The organism is Myroides sp. LJL116 (genome assembly GCF_054871685.1).
In genome coordinates this window covers 53648-72294 of record NZ_JBTXLR010000005.1, presented here as the reverse complement: position 1 = coordinate 72294, position 18647 = coordinate 53648, and the positions used below count along the sequence as shown (strand labels likewise).

The window sequence follows — 18647 nt, the reverse complement described above, 5'->3', positions numbered from 1 at the left end:
AGCTTTTTTTATTATGTTTTATAAATGAGTTGATTAAGATTTAGAAAACTTAGTAGTATCAAAGTTTAATCCTTTAGCAATTCTCATTCCTAACTCTAAGTCAGCTCTAAACCAGTGGCATAGTTGACGAGCGATGATTTCATCTCTTTTCTCACTGCCGATTCCACTCATTGCTCCAACAATGTTGTTTACTGTGTTGGTTTTATCCTGTTCACTCATTAGACGGTATAAATTACCTGGTTGAGTAAAGAAGTCATTATCATAAGTATTATCCACATTGAAACGATCCGCCACTACATTGCTTCCTAAAGACATTGCAGGTTCAGCGTAGTTTGGATCTTCATAAAGATCATCAAAGCTATTTGGTGAATAGTTAGGTTTGCTTCCGCTATTACCATCTACACGCATATAACCATCTCTTTGGTAAGTGTTAACCATAAATGGGCAACGGTTCACTGGAATTTGTTCGTAGTTAGCACCTAAACGATATCTTTGGGCATCTGGATAGGCTAGAATTCTACCTTGTAACATTTTATCTGGAGAGAATCCAATTCCATCAATAATATGCGCAGGAGCAAAAGCTGCTTGCTCTACATCTTGGAAGTAGTTCTCTGGGTTTCTATTTAATTCTAAAACTCCCACATCAATTAATGGAAAGTCTTTATGTGGCCAAACTTTAGTAACATCGAAAGGATTAGTTGTTGCTTTACTAGCTTGCTCTAAAGTCATTACTTGGATTTTTAAATTCCATTTAGGGAAGTTACCTTCTTTAATGTTCTCATATAAATCACGTTGTGCAAAATCCATGTCTTTGGCTCTCATTTGTTCTGCCTCAGGACCTGTTAAGTTTTTGATTCCCTGTGCTGTTTTGAAGTGGAATTTCACATATACTACCTCATTGTCTTTATTGATCATAGAGAAAGTATGACTACCATATCCATTCATATGTCTATATCCATAAGGAGTACCACGGTCACTCATAAGGATTAAAACTTGGTGTAAACTCTCTGGAGTTAAAGACCAATAATCCCATACCATTGTTGGGTCTTTTAAGTTAGTTCCAGGGTTTCTTTTTTGAGTATGAATAAAATCTGGGAATTTTTTAGCATCTCTAACAAAAAATACAGGAGTGTTGTTTCCAACAAGATCCCAATTTCCATCCTCTGTATAGAATTTTAATGCAAATCCGCGTGGATCTCTTTCTGAATCTGCAGATCCTTTTTCCCCTCCAACTGTTGAAAAACGCAAAAACACATCTGTTTTTTTACCAACTTCACTGAAAAGTTTTGCTTTAGTATAAGCAGTGATATCATTTGTAACTGTAAATGTTCCAAATGCCCCTGAACCTTTAGCATGCACAATTCTCTCTGGAATTCTCTCTCTATTAAAATGAGCAAGTTTTTCATGAAGTAAGTAATCCTCTAATAAAACAGGTCCTCTTTCTCCAGCTGTTAATGAAGTCTCATGGTCATTGTAGGGTCTTCCCGAAGCAGTAGTCAATCTTTGGTTTTTCATCTTATAAATTGTTTTTGATAGTTATTGCTATACTTACAAACTTAGCCTTTTTTTATTTACTTATTCTTAAACAGGTAATTATCTATTTATAATGCTATAAAGTAAACTTATTACTTAAAGCCATTGCTTAGTATAGGTAAGCTAAATGGCCTCATACATCAAGGCTATAAGCTTAAAGATACAATAAATTTATAATTCAGAGGAGATTTTTATGCCATTCACTCTAGTCTTAAGAGTATTTTAGAAATTATTTGGTTAAAGCCTCGATTTTATAATCAAATTAGGGGTGTAGTGGCTGTAAAATACTTAACTTGTAGCTTATATATAGGAAAAGAACTTTTCTAACCATCTAGTGAAATAGATATATAATTTAATGCTATTTTTTAGTGCAACAACAACTTTAGTAATCTGGTAGTAAAGAAATAATTTGTAACTGATGAAAAAACAAAGCAAACAAAATAAGTGTTTACTATTTATATGGCTCTTTAGCTTACTTAGTTTAAGTGGGTTTAGCCAAGAAAAGCAAAACTTCGCCCAGAAATTAGGGCAATTAATGGAGCTAGTAACCAGCCAAGAAGTGGATACCCTTAAGGTGGAATCCCTATTAACTACTTTAGTGGATCCCAGTGGTAACCCAATGGAGATGGCAAAGATGGACTATAGTATTTATCCAAAATTTGAAGGAGAAAAGCTGTACTATATCCCATATAAGCACAAAAGTCAAGATCGCTTTTCTATAGAACGTTTAACTAGTGGTAAAGATGTGCTATATTCCATAGAGTTTTATTTAAATTCCAATTATACATTAAAGGATGCCAAGGTAAGTTACACCAAAGAGGATTACTTTTATAATTGTAATCTACAACAGTTTCAAGACTTATGTACCCAAGCAATGACTTATTCTCGAGGCGTTGCTAATTTAGATGATACCACTGTGCTTAGTTGCGTGTATATTAATCCACAAAGTAAAAAACGATTAATGTACTGGGTGGTTCTGCAAAATCCTATTGGAGATAAGAAATCCAATGGCATTGTTCAAATTAAAATTCAAGATGCAAGATTATGGCAAAAATAATCTATAAGGTACCTACGTTAATATTAGATTTCTTAGTTCGACTGTTAGCTCTTTTATGTCTTTTGCAACTCTTTGGTATGCTCAATTATTCTATCATGCATTATATTATTATTGATAATATATTCCAGGGAGTATCTTATCCAACAACAGAATTAGAACAGTTTCAAAGAATGGGAAGCATACTAAAACAGATAGGATTTATTGTTTATATAGGTTTTGCATTTGTCTTTTTGGCATGGTTCTTTTTAGCATATAAGAAGCTTTCTGTTATCAATCCATCTATGAAAGTGCCTGTTTACTTGAGTGTACTATTGTGGTTTATTCCATTGATGAATCTAATTTTTCCCTTAGCACTTGTAAAGCGATTGTTCTTAGGTTTACAAACCTTCCACCGTATAAAGTATGATGGACATTATAAAAGGTTTTCTACAAGGATAATTAACCTCTGGTGGTTATGCGTTTTACTATTTGTTAGCTTGGAATTTCTTATAATTTTATTCTACAAGAACCTCATATCTATTAATATATCTAATATTGTGATTTGTAAATACTTAATAGGGTTTGTTGGGATGTTTCTTTGGTATATCATCTTAGGGAATTTTATAGAGTTATCCAAGAAGATATATAACAATAAATCCATGTTGTTTAATGGTAAATCAGGTATATTTAAAAATCCATTTTAAGTTATTCTGTTTTTTTTTTAAAACGGACTTTATTATAAAATTTATATAGATATTTGCCCCTACATTTTTTAAAAAGAATTAAAATGAATTGGATATTACTTATTTTAGGTGGTCTATTTGAAGTAGGGTTTACATTTTGTCTTGGTAAAGCTAAAGAAGCTCAAGGAAATGAGGCCGTTGCATGGTATATTGGTTTTGCAGTTGCACTTGTAGGAAGTATGGCTTTACTAATCAAGGCTACTCAAACTTTACCTTTAGGAACTGCTTATGCAGTATGGACCGGGATAGGTGCTGTTGGAACGGTTATAATGGGAATTATTTTCTTTAAAGATCCTGCATCTTTTTGGAGACTGTTCTTTATCTTCACACTTATTGGATCTATCGTAGGATTAAAATTCGTATCTAACTAAAAAATATTTTTAGTTCAATCTACATAAAAAAAGCTGTGAAAACAGCTTTTTTTTGTTGTAATACTAAGGAAATAGCTTGTGTTTACTAGTAATTAACTTCCCTTATTTTTATCTTTGTTTGCTTTGGAACTTGGCCTTTGTTATGGCTGTATACTTCCATAGTTACTAACACTCAAAAAAACACTTATGCAACAAAATAGTATCATCTCTATACAAAGCTTAGTTTCTTATGGTTATGTAGGAAATAGTATTGCAAGCTTTGCTATTCGCTTACATGGTATAGAGGTTGTTATTTTACCAACTGTACTGCTTTCTACACACGCAGAAGATAATGTCTATTATGGAGAAGTAATTACTCCGGAGTTATTTTCTTTACTTATTAAAGGGGTGAAAGAAATTGATCTGTGTCAAAAGAGTAAATACTTAATAACAGGTTATATAAATACGAAGGAGTTAATTGATATTAGTAGCTCGTTTATAAAATACTACAAACAAGTGAATCCTACAGCCCTCTATGTATATGATCCAGTTTTTGGAGATACTAGGGCTAATGGCTTATATATTGAAGAAGATGTAGCCCATTATTCTTTAGATCATCTATTGGAATTAGCAGATATTATTACTCCTAATCATTTCGAGATAGAATTTATTTTACAAAGAAAGATTTCTACACAGAAAGATTTACAACAGAGCGTTTTATCCCATGCATTATTAAAGGAAAAGACAATTGTACTTACTGGGGCGGTACTAGAAGATACACCAGAAGATATTTTGGAGGTAATTGTAGTTAGACAAGGTGAGGTATATCGATTTAAAACTTCTTTTGTGCATTTACAAGCAGTGGGTACAGGAGATTTATTTGCCTCTGTTTTGACAAGTCAACTACATCAGGGAAAAGATATACTACAAGCCACTGAAAAAGCGGTTGATTTTGTGACTCAAGTATTGTTAAATGTACAGAAAAACAATGAGTTACAGCTCAGTTCAAAGGCTATTATGCAATCCCTTAGCTTTCTAGATTAAAACAAATACTTTATTATAATCTGTAAAAATCCACCCTATGGTTTGTTTTTGACAAATTATAGGGTGGATTTTTTTGTTTTAAATGGACTTATCACTCATTAATGCTATTAAATACGGTTGTAAATAGGCTAGATTTTGGTGGTCAAAGGTATAGCAAACTTTATCTAAGAGGTATTATGGTGTTAATTAGTGTTTTAATCTAGTATAGTATCTAAAAGCGCGCTCTATACGTCTTGTAGTATAGTACTCTATTTTTCTAAAAGGTATGGTATTGGTTTTTAAAGGGTTAGGTAGAGGTATTAGGGGAGTATGGAAATAGGTGTAACTGATTGATTATTAAGGTTTTTAGTGGTTTTAATTTGCAATTTTACAATGTTGGACTTTTTACTTGAAAAAGATCCAAGGTAAATCTAACTATCAAATTATTAAACCTATGAAATCAAAAAAAATCGTATGGGCATTATTATGCCTTGCTTTTCCTTTGTTGGGAAAAGCTCAAGTTGCCATTGGTACCAATCGTCCTAATGCCTCTGCCGAGTTAATTTTAGAGTCCAATTCAAGAGGTTTTATTATGCCTCGAATAGCTTTGCAGTCTTTGCAAGATTCCCGTAGTATAAAAGCTGGGAATATAGAGAGTCTTATTCTTTATAATACCACTTCTAATTCTGAGTTAAGTCCAGGATATTACTATTGGGCTTATGGTAAATGGAACAGGATTGCCCTTATAGAAGATATTCCCCTGATTGTAATTCAGGAATTAGAAAAAGTATTCACTAATACTGTGATTAAAGAGTTTCTATTGGAATTAATCGAGAAAACCAGTGGAAATGTATGGTTTAAAGACAATACGCTATATTATAAAGATGAGCAGGATATAGAAAGGGAAATCCAATTAGAACAAGACTTAACTATTTTGTCCTATGATTCCGTTACAGGAATGTTAGCCTTTTTGGATGAAAATAAAGAAACTACCACACTGGATTTGAAACAAGTAGTAGAGGGGTTTCAAGGAGTTTCTGTTTTAAAAGTAGATTATAAACAAGGATTATTGCATTTTGAGAATCAAAATAAGCAGGCATCCACCATTGATCTAAAGCGTATCGTTTGGGATAATCAGAAAAAAACTTCTTTGGAAAATATACAAAATGGGATATATACCTTTACTAATGAAGACTCTGAGGCTACAACCATAGATGTTTTATCGGATGTTCAAAGGGCTTTAGAGGATAAGAAGCCCATTTCTTTTGACAATGCTTTAAATAACAAAATAGCTGAGCAACAAAGTCTTACTTCTTTACAACTTGACACTGTCAATAAAGTCTTACTATATAAAGATGAGCATAGTAAAGTAAATAATGTAGATTTAAATCCACTCTTAAAGGGAAGTTATGATGCTATTATCTTAGATACCATCACTTCCAAGCATATTAATATAAGCCAAAGGTTTGAAGATAATACCAAATATTACAGCTTAAATGTACCAATAGCCACCAAGCAAAGCCAAGGAGTCATTAAGCCTGGTTCGGGAGTACAAATAGATCAAGAAGGAATTTTAGAGGTCAATTCCCAAGAGATTTCTTTAGAGGATCTCTCAGGTACACTAAGTTTAGGTCAATTGACAAAAGGAAATAAAGGACAGGTTTTATCAGTGAATAACGATGGAGATATAGCATGGCTAAATCAAAGCATAGACATAGAGAATTCATTGGATTTAGAGGGAAATAAATTAGTTTCAAATGTACAAGGCACTAAAGCAAGTGTGGATCTTACTGGTAAGATTACTACAGATATGTTAAGGAACTTTACAGTAACACGCTTTAAGATAAATGAAGATATTGCTGGTCCTGGTTTGATTAAAAACCCAAAAACAGGTGCTTTAGAAGTAGATTTTGATTTATTGGATTTTAAGCAGTCAAAAGGGAATATTAGCACTGAGACACTTACCATTTTAGGAGATAATGATGCTCTATTAGGAGATTTAGAAATAAATATTAAACACGGCTTAGCAAACCAGATTCTAGTTACCAATAGTTTTGGGAGTGGGGTAGAGTGGAGAGATGGTTCAAAATTATTAGTAGAGTTTGAAAATAAACTCTCTTTTTTGGACGGTGTTTTAAGTTCTACCATAAATGGAGTGGAATCGAGAGTTAATTTGACAAATCAAATCTCTAACAATATGCTTAGAGATGAGTCAGTTTCAGTCAGTAAATTAGACTTAGATTTTGTTGGGGAAGGTTTGAAGGTAAATACCGAATCTAATAGTCTTGAAGTAGATATAAATAGAATAAGTGAGCATATTAAAAGGGGGGATATTCAATCAAAAACCTTAGAAGTTAAAAAGTCTAGTCTAGAAAATTCCAAGGATGTCCTCTTAGAAATTAAACCAGGAAAAGCTAACCAAGTTTTGGTTACAAGTGCTGATGAAAGTGGGGTAGAATGGGTGAATGCCAATACCCTAATTTGCAAGGATACTTTTGCACAAACTGCCCGTTTTACTCCAGAAACTACTGCTTTAGATAACCAAAGTCCTAGTAGTGACTTAAAAAGGACCAATAGTTTACAAGGCGATGCAATTTTTATTTATCAGTATTCTTTTACTGTTCTTCCAACCCAGCAAATCCAAGAAATTAACCTCTATAGCCTTTACCAGGAATCTTTTGGAACTCCTATTATTCAAAGCAATACCCAGAGTAGTGTGCAAGAGCTTAAAGCCTCTGAGATAGATTATTTTGTAACTAAAATGGATCAGGATTACTTGGAAGTTGTTTCTCTCTCTAAAGAAGGAATCTTAAGTTTTAAAGTAAAGGATAGTACAAAGAAAAGCAGTGTGAGTTCCTTGAATTTAGTACTTCGCTTAAAATAATCCCTTCATTGTTTCATGTATTAATCCGGATTTTTATGATACAGATATATTCTCATAAATATATTCTTAGTCTATTTATGCTGCTATATACTTCATTGTCTATAGCTTATAATTGGCAAGAACAAGTTTCCCCTGCTTTGACTATAAATGGTTATTTGAGCATTGGGACCCAAGGAGTGCTAAGCACTAGTTATAAATTTGTTGGCTTGTCTGATGCACAAGTTTCTAGCCAGGGAATCACCTATTTTTTTGATGATTTTCACAACGACGGTTTTTTCGAAAGCAGTAGCGATAAGTCGCATAGTGTGTTTGAAAATATAAAGGAAGAATCTAAAATTATTTCAGGAGAGTCGATCTCTAAGTTCCACGATATTACCTGGAACTCTTTTGGAGATAGTGATGGCTTTACCCTTAGAAGTAACTTAGATGTTTATGGACAAATGGACTTTGTCCAAGGCATTGTATTTATGGATGAGGTTCAGAAAACTACTGACCATAGAACTTTAGGTGCAATTGCTGTACATAATAAAAGTACTGCCGTAGGGGCAAATGATTTAAGTTATGTACAAGGAAGCATAGAGAAACATGGAAAGCATTCCTATACATTTCCAATTGGCGACAATAATTTATATCGCCCCCTTGTTATCGCAGCAGTAGATTGTCCCAAAGCTGCCTTTAAGGTTAAGTATGTTTATGGAGATCATGATTTTTTTTCTACAAGAGAAAATAAAGCTAGCATCATCAAAAATATAAATAAGCAGGAATATTGGGTTATTGATAAAGACAAGAAGACTACTGGCGCGGTTTTTTTGAGCTTAAGTATAGACAAAAGAACCCTAGATATTAGCGATAATCTAGAAGGCTTATCTATAGTACAATGGAATGAACTCCTCGGTATTTGGGAAGATAAAGGAGGTAAAATAGAGAAAGATGGAGCATATATTGGGGCTAGCGTAAACTTAAGGCCCCAGACTTCTGTTGTTACTCTTGCCTATGTGGATAAAGACCAACTTTTACCTGGGGATGTTTTAGTGTACAATTTTGTTTCTGCTAACCACGATGGTAAGAACGACTACCTCTATATTCAAAATATTCATAAGTATTCTTCTACTCAAGTGGAGATTTATGACCGTTGGGGAGTGAAAGTATTTGCAGTAAAGGATTATGATAAATATGCAGATGGTAGCACTAATGTGTTTACAGGTATGCAAAATGGTAAGAAATTACCCTCTGGCACTTATTACTATGTACTAAAGTATCAATTGGGCCAAAAAGAACAATACAGAGTAATTACAAAATCTGGCAACCTTCATTTAGAAACGATTTAATAGGTAGAATTATGAAAAGAACTAGTTTGTTATCTCGTTTTTTAGCTTTGTTGCTAGCCGGGTTTGGATGTTGTTTACCTAGCTTTTCTCAAGAGGTTGGGGGGATTGCCCAAACAGTATACAATGCTTCGGTTTTTAATCCAGGTTTTATCTATTTTAAGGATGGGCCTCATCTTTTTGCAGGATATAATACCCAATGGGTTGGATTGCAAGGGGCACCAAAGTCGGTTGAACTTTCTGCAAGTAGCTTGATTGGATATTCTGATTTTGGTGTAGGTTTAAATGTAATGCAAGAATCTATTGGTGTGATTGATCAGTTAGATGTAGCACTTAATTTGTCTTATGGGGTGGAGTTAAGCCCTGGTTATGCTCTGCGAATTGGGTTAAAGGCAACTATGCAGCGAACGCAGATTAATTATAATGATCTTACTTTTTTAGATACTAGTGATCCTTATTGGGATCTAGGGCAGTTAAAGAAAATCAATCCCAATATTGGTTTGGGAGCTGTATTGGCAATGAACAGTGCATACATTGGGGTTTCTGTCATGGACTTAATACCCAATAAAGTATATCAAAATAAAGTGTTACCTGTTTTAAAGAAAAGTCCTGTAATGTATATTCATGGGGCATATGATTTTTATATTAGCCCAAGCTTAGATCTTCTAGCTACTGGACTCTTAAAAATACGTAGACCCCATACTTTTGGTTTTGAAGTAAATGGTATAGCTCGCTTTAAGCGAAGAATTGATTTAGGGTTATCCTATCGTAATAAGTCTTCGGTAGGCTTTTTAGCAGCCTATAAACTTTCACCTAATTTGCTTTTAGGGTATTCTTATACCATGTCTTCCAATAGTATGCATTCTTATAATGCAGGCTCTCATCAACTGTTTTTAACTTTAGATCTATTTAAAAAACCTTGGCATGTGCGCTAAAGGTCTTGTTTAGTTCTATCAAAGGAGGTCTTCACCTAGTAGAAAGTAAAGTTTTCAAAGATGCTTTACACTGCTAATTAGCACTTTTGGAGTGGCTTTCTACCTGGAAACTATACGCCTTATATTCACTTTAGATGTTGTGGTACAACAAAAAATAACCAAAAAAAAGCCTTGTTGATTTGTTACAAGGCTTTTTTGTTTCTAGTCTACGATATTGTTTTTAAGTAATGGTCTCTAAGTTCTAGAGCTTGTGTGCGATTTCTAACCTTTATTTTACTATATACTCTAGTGGTATGGAATTTTATAGTACTTGGGGATACAAACATCTTTTCGGAGATCTGTTTTATGCTATTCTCCTGCCAGATATAAAATAAGGTATCCGCTTCTCGATTGGTTAAGTTATGCTGGTTTTTAGCATAAGCGACACATTTTTTAAGAAAATCTTCCTCTTGCCATTTGTTGAGGACATCTGAGTTTAGATCGGGGATATCCCTTAAAGAGTCCTGTAATATCTTTTGGTTGTAAGATAATTGTTTAGATTTTAAAATAGATAGGCCATAAGAGGCTATAAGAACTATCACTACCATATAATTCCAAAGTGGTAGATACTCATTATAATTTAGACTATAGTTCATAGCCATTTGAATGAGTAAAAAGTAGGTGAGTAGCATGGAAAAAACGGTAAATAGGAATAGTAGTTTAAATTTTGTAGAATAGTAGTTGGACAGAAAACTCAAGGTTAAAGCAACCAATAAACTAAGTAAGGTTAAAATACTTATACATAGTAGGAATACCTTTAAGGGGTAGAAAAAATAGACGATAGCAAAACTTATAGCTAGAATGAGTAAGAAGCTGTTTTTAATAAAATTACTTCTACTAAGGTAAGTGCTTTCTCCTATTTTATATATTAAAAGGACTCCAATCCATGTACTTAAGGGAATGGCAAGGAGTAAAAAGTTTTTAACTAGCCATTTACTTTGGATTATATAGGAGATAAAGCCATAATTATATAAGAGAAGCAGTAAAATACTAGTATAATATAAAATCAGTGTTTTTTTTAAAGGTAAAGTTTTCATAATTGTAAAATAGGAGACAAGACTAAATAATAAACATGCTATGGCAGAGTAAAGGGCTATGTAGGAAATGGCGTTTTCCTGTTGTAACTGCTCTAGAAGGTCTTGACGCTGGTAAATTTCAATTGGAATCTTCTTTTCAACTTTTTGTTTAATATGAATGTAGAATTCATCGTGTAAAGTGCAGAAGTTGTAATGAGGGAATAGATTGTTTTGTATGATTCCCCTTTTGTAAACAGGCAGGGTTTGCTTGACATATTTACTGTCTTTAACAATGTACAGATCATAGTCCTGTAATAAGGGACTCATAATGCGTAAGGAAATGGGAGTTCCTAGTTCATTTGGACTAAAATACCCTTTAATCCAGCTATTACCATTTTGGTCTTTAGCAAAAGATAAAGAACTTGAAGGCGTGTCTTTAGTAAAATTTAAGCTACTTAATTGCCTTTTATCCAAGTGGATATTAGTGGCTTGTAATTTACCTAGGCTAATGGGTAAAAAAACCACTAAATAGAGTGAGACAATAAATCGTTTTGTAAGGTGTAACATATTTTTTGATTGTTTGTTGAATATCAAAAGTATATATTATTAAATATAAAGCAATTTATGTGGTAATATTTTAATAAATAAATGTTATTTATGTATTTTTTACATTAATTATTGTGATATGTGTAATAATTCAAAATATGATTGTTAATATTATCTTATTTTTACTAGGTAATTGTAGTATTTATATTATTAATGTTCTTTTTTATTAAATTTTACAATATAAATAAGGTGTAAATATATTTATATCTTAAAATCATTGAGTTTTTAGTAGTAAAAGGTATAAAACGGTGTGTATGTTGTTTTTACCTATGTATTGGTATAAACAGGTAAATGTTAGCGTATATTTTGAGTTTTTTTATTAGAAATATATTTTTTTCAAACACAGATTCTTCTTCTAATATTTTTTATCTAGAACAATATGTGCTAAATTTAATAGTTCAACGATTTAAATTCTTTCACGATGAATATTGCACACGAAGATCAAACACATAAGGGACTTTTTATGGCCTTTATCGACACCCATCGTGCTGGAGAGATGGCTTATCACATTCGTGAAAATACCATAGTAATCGACCATACTATGGTAAAGTCTAAATACAGGCAAAAAGGGGTGGGGACGGAATTATTTTTAAAGGGATTAATCCATTATGTCAAAGAGCATTCTTTGAAAATTGTATCTTGTTGTAGTTTCGTGGATGCAATGCTACAGAAGTACCCTGAGTATAAGGAGTTTGTATCTGTTAATCCAGATCTACTACATTAATACCTTTATAAGGAAAAATGTATTTTTCTTGACCAATTAAACAATTTTGTTTTTCTTACCTTTGTAGGGAATTAAAAAGTATATTTTTTTTATGAACGAACAAACATCATTTGGATTAATTACAACAATAAAAGTGCCTTTTGCTATTCAAGCCAAAGGGAGTTGTTGGAGCAATCAAGGATTGCTATTGGCAAATTATGTTTATAGTCAAGCCACAGATAATAGTGATTTTAAGTTGGTGTATACTATAATAGATCAACAGGGACAGACCAAAGAAGTTGTAGAGGATAAAGGAACTCTTCCTTGTTTTTTCATTAGCCCAAATAAAGAAAGCTTTGTATCGGTGGTAATGCATGAGGGAGAAAAAGATTTTGCTTTTTGCAAACCTGTATTTTCTCCTAATGAAATTGGTTTTAAAACAAACAAAGATTTTAAAGGCAGATTTATAGGAACCACTAGTAATAGCTCTATTTTTTACGAAGTTGATTTGTGGAAAGAGGCTAAAACTGATACCATGCGCGTTATTCACTTTGAAGATAATACCATTGTAAAGGAAACTAAAGTGGCCATTGCTTTACCTAAGGATAATAAAGTATGTGTTACAGGTAACACTATACAGCTAATCACTGAGATCGAACAAGGTTGGCTACATAGGGAAATAGATCAAAATGGGAAGGAATTAAGAAGAAGAGTTTTAGAGTTTGATATTCCTTTTGTACATGAGGCTTTAGCTTTGTCTTTTGAGGGTAATTCTTACCTTTTATGTGAAGAGGATGGAGAAATAGGCTTAGTAGAAATCGATGAACAAGGCCAAGGGATGTATATTGATTTATTTGATATAAAGGATGAGTTTTTTGGGACATGGCATCCTCAGAAAATAAACCAAGATACTACAGCGGTTCAATTTACTACCGAATTTGGTAACGGATGGTTAGTGGTGCAAAAAGATAGCTTATTGGAGCTTTTCTATAATAAAAACAAATCTGGTTATACCAATGTTTTAAATAAAGAGGTACTTAATATAGATAATAATGATTTAGTTCTATCTAGTATTAGTCCTATAGAAGAAAATAAATTTGGTATTGTGTTTTACCCACGTAAACCTAGAAAAACACCTTATGACACTGTTTTTGTGTTGCAAAGGAATATTTTAGAGAATTAGTAAATTTTTTTTAAAGATAAACATACTAAAGTTGTCTTGTTTTCGTTGATAGGATATTAAACGATGAAATATGAAAAAGACACTTATAATAGGACTTATTTCTTGCATGGGCTTTTTAGCTTGTGATAAAGTCAAAGAACCAACTGTAAATGTTCAAGAAGAAGTTTCCCAAAAGGCGGCGACTTTAAATAATGCATTAGTACCATATAAGGTGATCGAGAACTATTTTGTTCTGAATACCATTGAGAATACTTCTGTGATTAGTTTGAAAATCGAATCAAAACAACAATTCGATACTTATTTTTCTGTAGGCAGAACAATGAGTGAAAATAGCCAGGCAACTCCTATTGATTTTGATAAATACTTTGTTATTGTTATCATAGGTCCGGTTACCAATCAAGAAACTGTAATTAAGCCAATTAGCTTAAAGGACAGAGAAAATCATTTAGAGTTTATCTATTCTATTGAAAGTGAAAGCGAGCAAAGAAGTTTCTCTATACATCCTTTTGTTGGGGTAATTGTCGACAAGCAGTACAATAAAGATGTTAAATTCATCATGGAATAAGTGCATGATATCCTAAAGGATTTGACTATAGATAGTAAGGCTTCTCTTAGAGACATACACATAGGGCAAGAGGTAAATTACAAAGACAATGATCTTTGTGATTTACCTCTTTTTCATTTTTATACTTTTGGTTTTGCAATTTTTTAAAAAGAACAATGCAAATTATACAATACACCTCTCCAAATGTATTGCCCTTAGTTGAGGTTGAATATAGAGAAGGGAGTTTAAAATTTTCTAGTTTTTTTTAAGGGGAATTCTCCTTGTAAATGAAGGCTTTTATTTATCTTTAAATAAAAAATATGTCTTTAGTTACGAAAAATCAAACAACCTCTGTACAATGGGCCGGCGGAGAGACATTCTCCTACTTTATCTATCCTAAAGAGTCTAGCTATGAAAAAAAAGATTTTCTCTTTCGTATAAGTGTAGCAACAATCCGTAGTGTTCCAAGTGTTTTTACCCAATTTTTACATTATCAGCGCTACTTAGTAATGCTAGACAATGATCTAAAAGTGGAACAAAATGCTAAGGTGAAGCATTTTAAAAGACAAGAGATGTTTTATTTTAACTCTAGTGATTATATTGAAAGCTTTAGTTTAGGTACGGATTTCAATCTTATGCTGCATCAAAGTATAAAAGAGCATTTTCTAAAGATAGACCATAGTATAGAGATTAAAAATAACGGCTTTGTAATGGTATTCTCCCTTGAGCCTACCACTGTGGTGACTAATCTTAATAGCTATTATCTAAAGGAACAAGAGCTATTGTTGTTTGATTTGTCTAAAGAGGAGTTAAGGAGCTTATTTTGCGATAAGAAGGCGATTATAGCACATTGGAAACTACCTTAAAATAAAGTGTTTTCGATTTTATTTGGGGCTTTGTATTGATAAAATGAAGAGGTTTATTAAAGTAGAATTAACATTGTCATTGAGGTTTAATAATCTAGTTTATTTCATTAAAGTACTTGTTTATACTATATTGTAGTATATGACAAATCTTTAATTATGGAAGCAGCTTTTCTTTTTTTAGAAGTTTCTCAAAACAATCCAAGTGAATTCACTCAACAACTACAGTATTTGTTTCCACTAGCGGTGATTGATATTTTGACTTTGAAAGATAAAAAAATATTAGTACTTTATAATGATATTAAATCCTTCTTAGACCAAAACTTATGCCAGGAAGAAATAGCTTATGCTTTAGAGAGTGGAGTAGTGGAGTTTTCTAATAAGTATCCCTATTTGGAGCTTGTTTACGTCTATGCAATTGGATGTAGATCAATGGTCTTTAGTGAGGGATTTGTTTTAAAAAATAGAAAAAAAATAATTCAAAACAGTGGAACAAAGGATGCCTACCTAGTCCTTTTACAAAAAATTCTTCCCATAGAGGAGGATTTTTTTAAGGACTTGTGCAAGAAATTCTTATAAGAATTTTAAATAATGGATAAAGCAATTAAGGTACTTCAAGGAGATATTTCTCAAGTTAAGGCTCAGATAATTGTTATTGGAGCTAACACTAAATTATTACCAGCAAAAGGGGTGAATGAGCAAATTCATCAACAAGCAGGTAAGCAAGTTTATCTACAAAGCTTGCAATTTTTGGCTAAATATCCAAAAATACCTATAGGATTTGTAGTGCAAACGCAAGCTGGAAATTTGGATTTTAAAAGTATTTTTCACGCCGTTGTACCACTTTATTCTGCTGGACATAAGGATTTTGAGAAATTATTGGCTTTGTGCTATTATAATGCCATGGAATTGTGTTGCGCTAAAGGATATAAAAGTATTGCCTTTAGTAGTATCTCTACCTATTGCTATGGGGTAGATAAGAGGCTTGCTGCACAAATTGCCTTGGATACCGTGAGAGAATTTCTAAAAGATAGGTGTACTAAATTCGAGGTATTATTTGTTTGCGCGGATTTTGAAAACTATGTTATTTATAATGAATTAATGGAGTAATTTCTTTTATATGGGAGTTTTTATCCTTATTGTTTAGTTATTTCTTAAATTTAAATAAAAAATAAGTATTTTTGTAGGCTGTGAGCTAAAGGAACCCCAAATCCTATGGAAGTTTTTTATTTTTAGTCTTACAACTTATGTGTATGATAAAATACGACGATTATATATGGCATTGTAAGGGTGAATATCCCATTGATCTACCTCCTGAAAATGGTGCTACTCATATTGGAATTTATTTTACTTGGTGTTTAGATAATAATTTGTTGTCTTCTAAAATATGGGAAGATCATCAAAAGGAATTAGAAGATATCAAGAAAAGAAAACTAACTGGTAGTCAGTTTTTGCTTTTTCATTATAGAGGAGTTTTAACAAGTGATCTACTCAATGAGCTTGGCAATGCCTTTACTTTGCAGTATTATGAGGAAGATGGAGAGTTCTCCACTTCTATAGCTAACTATTTTAGTGACTATTCCCAAAGTTACCACCTAGGTGCAGACCAAGATTTATACTATGTTTTAGATACATGGGAAAACTATTTTTTAATAGAAGATGTATTAGATCATCGTTTTAAGCAATACCAGGTATTGCGCAATTAAAACCTATCTTATGAAAGATAAAGCTAGAAAACTTTTTTTGACAAAGAGGGATTTGATAAACACCTTAGTATTAGTAGGGGTGTTATGGCTATTTTTCATACTTCAGAAAATAGGTCTTTTCTCAGGATGTTATGGTGTAATTCCTTACCACTTAAGTGGATTAAAGGGTATATTATTGGCTCCAGTTTTACATGGTGATTTTGCTCATCTTTTATCCAATTCGGTGGCTCTTGCGCCACTTTGTTTGGCCTTATTGCTATTTTATCGTTTTTTGGCTTGGAAGGTCCTTTTTTTTGGATGGTTATTAAGTGGACTTTTTTTATGGCTTTGGCCTGAATTTATAACAGGAACTGCTTCTTGTCATATAGGGGCTAGTGGTTTAATTTATATGCTCGTTAGTTTTTTATTTTTTGCAGGACTATATACCAAAAAAATAATTAGCTTAATTGTCTCTCTTGGCATAGGACTTATTTATTACAGTTTGGTCTTTGGGCTATTTCCCAATGATCAATTAGCCCAGAATATTTCTTGGCAAGCTCACCTTTGTGGAGCTATAGCTGGTTTAGTATTGGCTAGATACTTTTGTAAAACCTTAAAAAAACAAAACTCCAAATAGACATAGTAAACAATACTATAGGCTATTATCGGTTAATTTGATGATTTTGGCATCTTTAAACTCAAAAGTACTTTGTCCTTTAAGATGAATATTCTCTCCTTTTTTAAGACCATTAGGTAAGTCTTGACAAAGCGTTGCTTTAAATTGAATATCTACTAAGTAGGTATTGTGGCTTTGCTTTGTTATTTTTTGGATAATCTGTTCCCTAGAGCTAAAGTACTCCTTGTTCAGACAAGCTTGCTTTTTAAAGGCCTGTAATCCTATAAGGTGGATTACTAGTCTATGTTCGTGTATATCCATAAACTCAATATCCTCACTGAGGTGTTCTAGCATTTTCTCTAAATCAAAATGGTTATACCCATTTATATACTCCTTAATAATTTGTTCTTTATTTGGCATAGAAAATACAGGTGTTTTGTTGTTATAAATACCTTGGTTTAGGTATTAAAGTTATAAAAAAACCAGCTATAAAATAAATTTTATTATAGCAGAAATGAAAAATTATGCTTTTTCTGTAAGATTGGAATATGCCTAAAAAGGCATATTTGAGTTGTTTTGAAAAAAGTAGCCTCTTTGATGTTTTGTTTTCCTTTAATTTATTGGAAACCAAATGATAATATAATAGGATAAGAATATTAATTTTTGTTATATCTCAAGATTTGGATGGTAATTTAACACAATTGTTTTTGCAGGTCTTTTGCTGTAAAAGGGATGCTAAGTTTAACTTTTGTTCTTTGTTCAGCGAAAAAAAAAACTTTATCTTACTACTTGTGTTTTCCAGGCCTTTATAAGAGGAAGACAAGAAAAATTCTTAAGCGTTTTATTTATATTAGTATGGAGTCAAAAAAGAACAATTCAAATAAGCCGAGAAAGGTTACCTCTGGTCCAATTCGTGATAAAGCAAGAACCATGAGTTATATGATTGATGCCGTAGGCAGGGTTTTAAAAAGAGAAGGATACCAAGGTTTAAGCATTACTAATATCACTAAGGAAGCTGGGGTGGATAGACGCTTAATTTCTTTTTATTTTGGAGATGTAGACAATCTTATTACTGCATTTTTAAAACAAAATGATTATTGGCAAAATAAAGGAAAACAGCAAATAGAAGCCTTAGTAGAAGAGTTACCCTCTATGGATAAAACTGCTGTTACTTCATTACTTCAAGGACAGTTCAATACACTAAATGAGCACGAGATTTTACGTAAACTAATCCATTGGGAATTGGGAGACGATAATCCGACCTTAAAGAAACTAGCTAAAAGCAGAGAGGAGTTATCTGTTGGTATTCTACAAAAAGTAGAGGATCAGTTTGGAGATTCTAAAAAAGACTTAAGGGCCATACTAGCGATTCAAGTAGCGGGATTATATTATTTGTCTTTGCATTCCTCTAGTAATGGTAGTACTTTTTGTGGAGTAGACATTTCAAGCGATCAAGGTAAAGAGAGGATTAACGATGCAGTTGAATCACTGGTTTCCCTAATTTTTAATCCTTAATACAGAGGCTTTTTTAGCGAAGTAATTTTTAGCTTTTATAGAGATATT

The 18647-nt window shown here is 32.5% G+C and carries 19 protein-coding genes; 16 read left to right on the top strand and 3 right to left on the bottom strand.

The window, feature by feature from the left end; translation table 11 throughout:
• Positions 1–33 precede the first annotated feature (33 nt).
• Positions 34–1515, bottom strand: a complete 1482-nt coding sequence (locus tag ACYSNM_RS05935) for a catalase (RefSeq protein WP_461756047.1) — start codon at positions 1513–1515, stop codon at positions 34–36.
• A gap of 436 nt (positions 1516–1951) precedes the next feature.
• Here ACYSNM_RS05935 and ACYSNM_RS05930 point away from each other — a divergent pair, with 436 nt between their 5' ends.
• The 7 genes from ACYSNM_RS05930 (at position 1952) to ACYSNM_RS05900 (ending at position 9829) form a co-directional block, all read left to right on the top strand.
• On the top strand, positions 1952–2590 hold the full coding sequence (locus ACYSNM_RS05930) for a hypothetical protein (RefSeq protein WP_461756046.1): 639 nt from the start codon (positions 1952–1954) through the stop codon (positions 2588–2590).
• A complete protein-coding gene (locus ACYSNM_RS05925; protein WP_461756045.1) occupies positions 2578–3273 on the top strand; it encodes a DUF4328 domain-containing protein in 696 nt (231 codons plus the stop codon). The genes ACYSNM_RS05930 and ACYSNM_RS05925 overlap by 13 nt, the downstream gene beginning before the upstream one ends.
• Before the next feature lie 83 nt (positions 3274–3356).
• A complete protein-coding gene (locus tag ACYSNM_RS05920; RefSeq protein WP_461756044.1) occupies positions 3357–3683 on the top strand; it encodes a DMT family transporter in 327 nt (108 codons plus the stop codon).
• A gap of 186 nt (positions 3684–3869) precedes the next feature.
• On the top strand, positions 3870–4706 hold the full coding sequence (pdxY, locus tag ACYSNM_RS05915) for a pyridoxal kinase (RefSeq protein WP_461756043.1): 837 nt from the start codon (positions 3870–3872) through the stop codon (positions 4704–4706).
• A gap of 433 nt (positions 4707–5139) precedes the next feature.
• Positions 5140–7569, top strand: coding sequence for a hypothetical protein (locus tag ACYSNM_RS05910; protein WP_461756042.1), 2430 nt, complete (start codon positions 5140–5142; stop codon positions 7567–7569).
• A 35-nt stretch (positions 7570–7604) separates the two neighbouring features.
• Positions 7605–8897, top strand: coding sequence for a gliding motility-associated C-terminal domain-containing protein (locus ACYSNM_RS05905; protein WP_461756041.1), 1293 nt, complete (start codon positions 7605–7607; stop codon positions 8895–8897).
• 11 nt (positions 8898–8908) lie between these two features.
• Positions 8909–9829, top strand: coding sequence for a PorP/SprF family type IX secretion system membrane protein (locus ACYSNM_RS05900; protein ID WP_461756040.1), 921 nt, complete (start codon positions 8909–8911; stop codon positions 9827–9829).
• Between the two features lie 206 nt (positions 9830–10035).
• Here ACYSNM_RS05900 and ACYSNM_RS05895 read toward each other — a convergent pair whose 3' ends face one another.
• Positions 10036–11451 (bottom strand): response regulator transcription factor, encoded by a 1416-nt coding sequence (locus tag ACYSNM_RS05895; RefSeq protein ID WP_461756039.1) that lies wholly within the window; start codon positions 11449–11451, stop codon positions 10036–10038.
• A gap of 460 nt (positions 11452–11911) precedes the next feature.
• On the opposite strand from ACYSNM_RS05895, the gene ACYSNM_RS05890 reads away from it, so the two are divergent.
• The 8 genes from ACYSNM_RS05890 to ACYSNM_RS05855 all read left to right on the top strand — a co-directional run bounded on the left by ACYSNM_RS05890 (position 11912) and on the right by ACYSNM_RS05855 (position 17105).
• Complete coding sequence (locus tag ACYSNM_RS05890) at positions 11912–12214, top strand: GNAT family N-acetyltransferase (RefSeq protein WP_461756038.1); 303 nt, start codon at positions 11912–11914, stop codon at positions 12212–12214.
• A 91-nt stretch (positions 12215–12305) separates the two neighbouring features.
• Positions 12306–13376 (top strand): hypothetical protein, encoded by a 1071-nt coding sequence (locus ACYSNM_RS05885; RefSeq protein ID WP_461756037.1) that lies wholly within the window; start codon positions 12306–12308, stop codon positions 13374–13376.
• A 70-nt stretch (positions 13377–13446) separates the two neighbouring features.
• Complete coding sequence (locus tag ACYSNM_RS05880) at positions 13447–13941, top strand: hypothetical protein (protein WP_461756036.1); 495 nt, start codon at positions 13447–13449, stop codon at positions 13939–13941.
• Positions 13942–14240: 299 nt separating this feature from the next.
• On the top strand, positions 14241–14786 hold the full coding sequence (locus ACYSNM_RS05875; RefSeq protein ID WP_461756035.1) for a HutD family protein: 546 nt from the start codon (positions 14241–14243) through the stop codon (positions 14784–14786).
• A gap of 156 nt (positions 14787–14942) precedes the next feature.
• Complete coding sequence (locus ACYSNM_RS05870) at positions 14943–15362, top strand: hypothetical protein (protein ID WP_461756034.1); 420 nt, start codon at positions 14943–14945, stop codon at positions 15360–15362.
• 12 nt (positions 15363–15374) lie between these two features.
• On the top strand, positions 15375–15893 hold the full coding sequence (locus ACYSNM_RS05865; RefSeq protein ID WP_461756033.1) for a macro domain-containing protein: 519 nt from the start codon (positions 15375–15377) through the stop codon (positions 15891–15893).
• Between the two features lie 143 nt (positions 15894–16036).
• Positions 16037–16489: a DUF7832 domain-containing protein gene (locus tag ACYSNM_RS05860; RefSeq protein WP_461756032.1), complete on the top strand. Its 453-nt coding sequence runs from the start codon at positions 16037–16039 to the stop codon at positions 16487–16489.
• Between the two features lie 10 nt (positions 16490–16499).
• Positions 16500–17105 (top strand): rhomboid family intramembrane serine protease, encoded by a 606-nt coding sequence (locus tag ACYSNM_RS05855; RefSeq protein ID WP_461756031.1) that lies wholly within the window; start codon positions 16500–16502, stop codon positions 17103–17105.
• Positions 17106–17120: 15 nt separating this feature from the next.
• Here the strand turns inward: ACYSNM_RS05855 and ACYSNM_RS05850 are convergent, their stop codons facing one another.
• The gene (locus tag ACYSNM_RS05850) at positions 17121–17504 is read right to left on the bottom strand and encodes a nuclear transport factor 2-like protein (protein ID WP_461756030.1); all 384 of its coding nucleotides are present in this window, start codon (positions 17502–17504) and stop codon (positions 17121–17123) included.
• A 435-nt stretch (positions 17505–17939) separates the two neighbouring features.
• Between ACYSNM_RS05850 and ACYSNM_RS05845 the strand changes: the two genes are divergently transcribed.
• On the top strand, positions 17940–18599 hold the full coding sequence (locus tag ACYSNM_RS05845) for a TetR/AcrR family transcriptional regulator (RefSeq protein ID WP_461756029.1): 660 nt from the start codon (positions 17940–17942) through the stop codon (positions 18597–18599).
• Positions 18600–18647 lie beyond the last annotated feature (48 nt).

What these genes read in the sequence shown, in the direction of transcription:
- ACYSNM_RS05930 (WP_461756046.1), top strand. Translation starts at nt 1,952, where the DNA reads ATGAAAAAACAAAGCAAACAAAATAAGTGTTTACTATTTATATGGCTC.
- ACYSNM_RS05885 (WP_461756037.1), top strand. Translation starts at nt 12,306, where the DNA reads ATGAACGAACAAACATCATTTGGATTAATTACAACAATAAAAGTGCCT.
- ACYSNM_RS05855 (WP_461756031.1), top strand. Translation starts at nt 16,500, where the DNA reads ATGAAAGATAAAGCTAGAAAACTTTTTTTGACAAAGAGGGATTTGATA.
- ACYSNM_RS05875 (WP_461756035.1), top strand. Translation starts at nt 14,241, where the DNA reads ATGTCTTTAGTTACGAAAAATCAAACAACCTCTGTACAATGGGCCGGC.
- ACYSNM_RS05900 (WP_461756040.1), top strand. Translation starts at nt 8,909, where the DNA reads ATGAAAAGAACTAGTTTGTTATCTCGTTTTTTAGCTTTGTTGCTAGCC.
- ACYSNM_RS05850 (WP_461756030.1), bottom strand. Translation starts at nt 17,504, where the DNA reads ATGCCAAATAAAGAACAAATTATTAAGGAGTATATAAATGGGTATAAC.
- ACYSNM_RS05905 (WP_461756041.1), top strand. Translation starts at nt 7,605, where the DNA reads ATGATACAGATATATTCTCATAAATATATTCTTAGTCTATTTATGCTG.
- pdxY (WP_461756043.1), top strand. Translation starts at nt 3,870, where the DNA reads ATGCAACAAAATAGTATCATCTCTATACAAAGCTTAGTTTCTTATGGT.
- ACYSNM_RS05920 (WP_461756044.1), top strand. Translation starts at nt 3,357, where the DNA reads ATGAATTGGATATTACTTATTTTAGGTGGTCTATTTGAAGTAGGGTTT.
- ACYSNM_RS05865 (WP_461756033.1), top strand. Translation starts at nt 15,375, where the DNA reads ATGGATAAAGCAATTAAGGTACTTCAAGGAGATATTTCTCAAGTTAAG.
- ACYSNM_RS05845 (WP_461756029.1), top strand. Translation starts at nt 17,940, where the DNA reads ATGGAGTCAAAAAAGAACAATTCAAATAAGCCGAGAAAGGTTACCTCT.
- ACYSNM_RS05890 (WP_461756038.1), top strand. Translation starts at nt 11,912, where the DNA reads ATGAATATTGCACACGAAGATCAAACACATAAGGGACTTTTTATGGCC.
- ACYSNM_RS05895 (WP_461756039.1), bottom strand. Translation starts at nt 11,451, where the DNA reads ATGTTACACCTTACAAAACGATTTATTGTCTCACTCTATTTAGTGGTT.
- ACYSNM_RS05935 (WP_461756047.1), bottom strand. Translation starts at nt 1,515, where the DNA reads ATGAAAAACCAAAGATTGACTACTGCTTCGGGAAGACCCTACAATGAC.
- ACYSNM_RS05910 (WP_461756042.1), top strand. Translation starts at nt 5,140, where the DNA reads ATGAAATCAAAAAAAATCGTATGGGCATTATTATGCCTTGCTTTTCCT.
- ACYSNM_RS05860 (WP_461756032.1), top strand. Translation starts at nt 16,037, where the DNA reads ATGATAAAATACGACGATTATATATGGCATTGTAAGGGTGAATATCCC.
- ACYSNM_RS05925 (WP_461756045.1), top strand. Translation starts at nt 2,578, where the DNA reads ATGGCAAAAATAATCTATAAGGTACCTACGTTAATATTAGATTTCTTA.
- ACYSNM_RS05870 (WP_461756034.1), top strand. Translation starts at nt 14,943, where the DNA reads ATGGAAGCAGCTTTTCTTTTTTTAGAAGTTTCTCAAAACAATCCAAGT.
- ACYSNM_RS05880 (WP_461756036.1), top strand. Translation starts at nt 13,447, where the DNA reads ATGAAAAAGACACTTATAATAGGACTTATTTCTTGCATGGGCTTTTTA.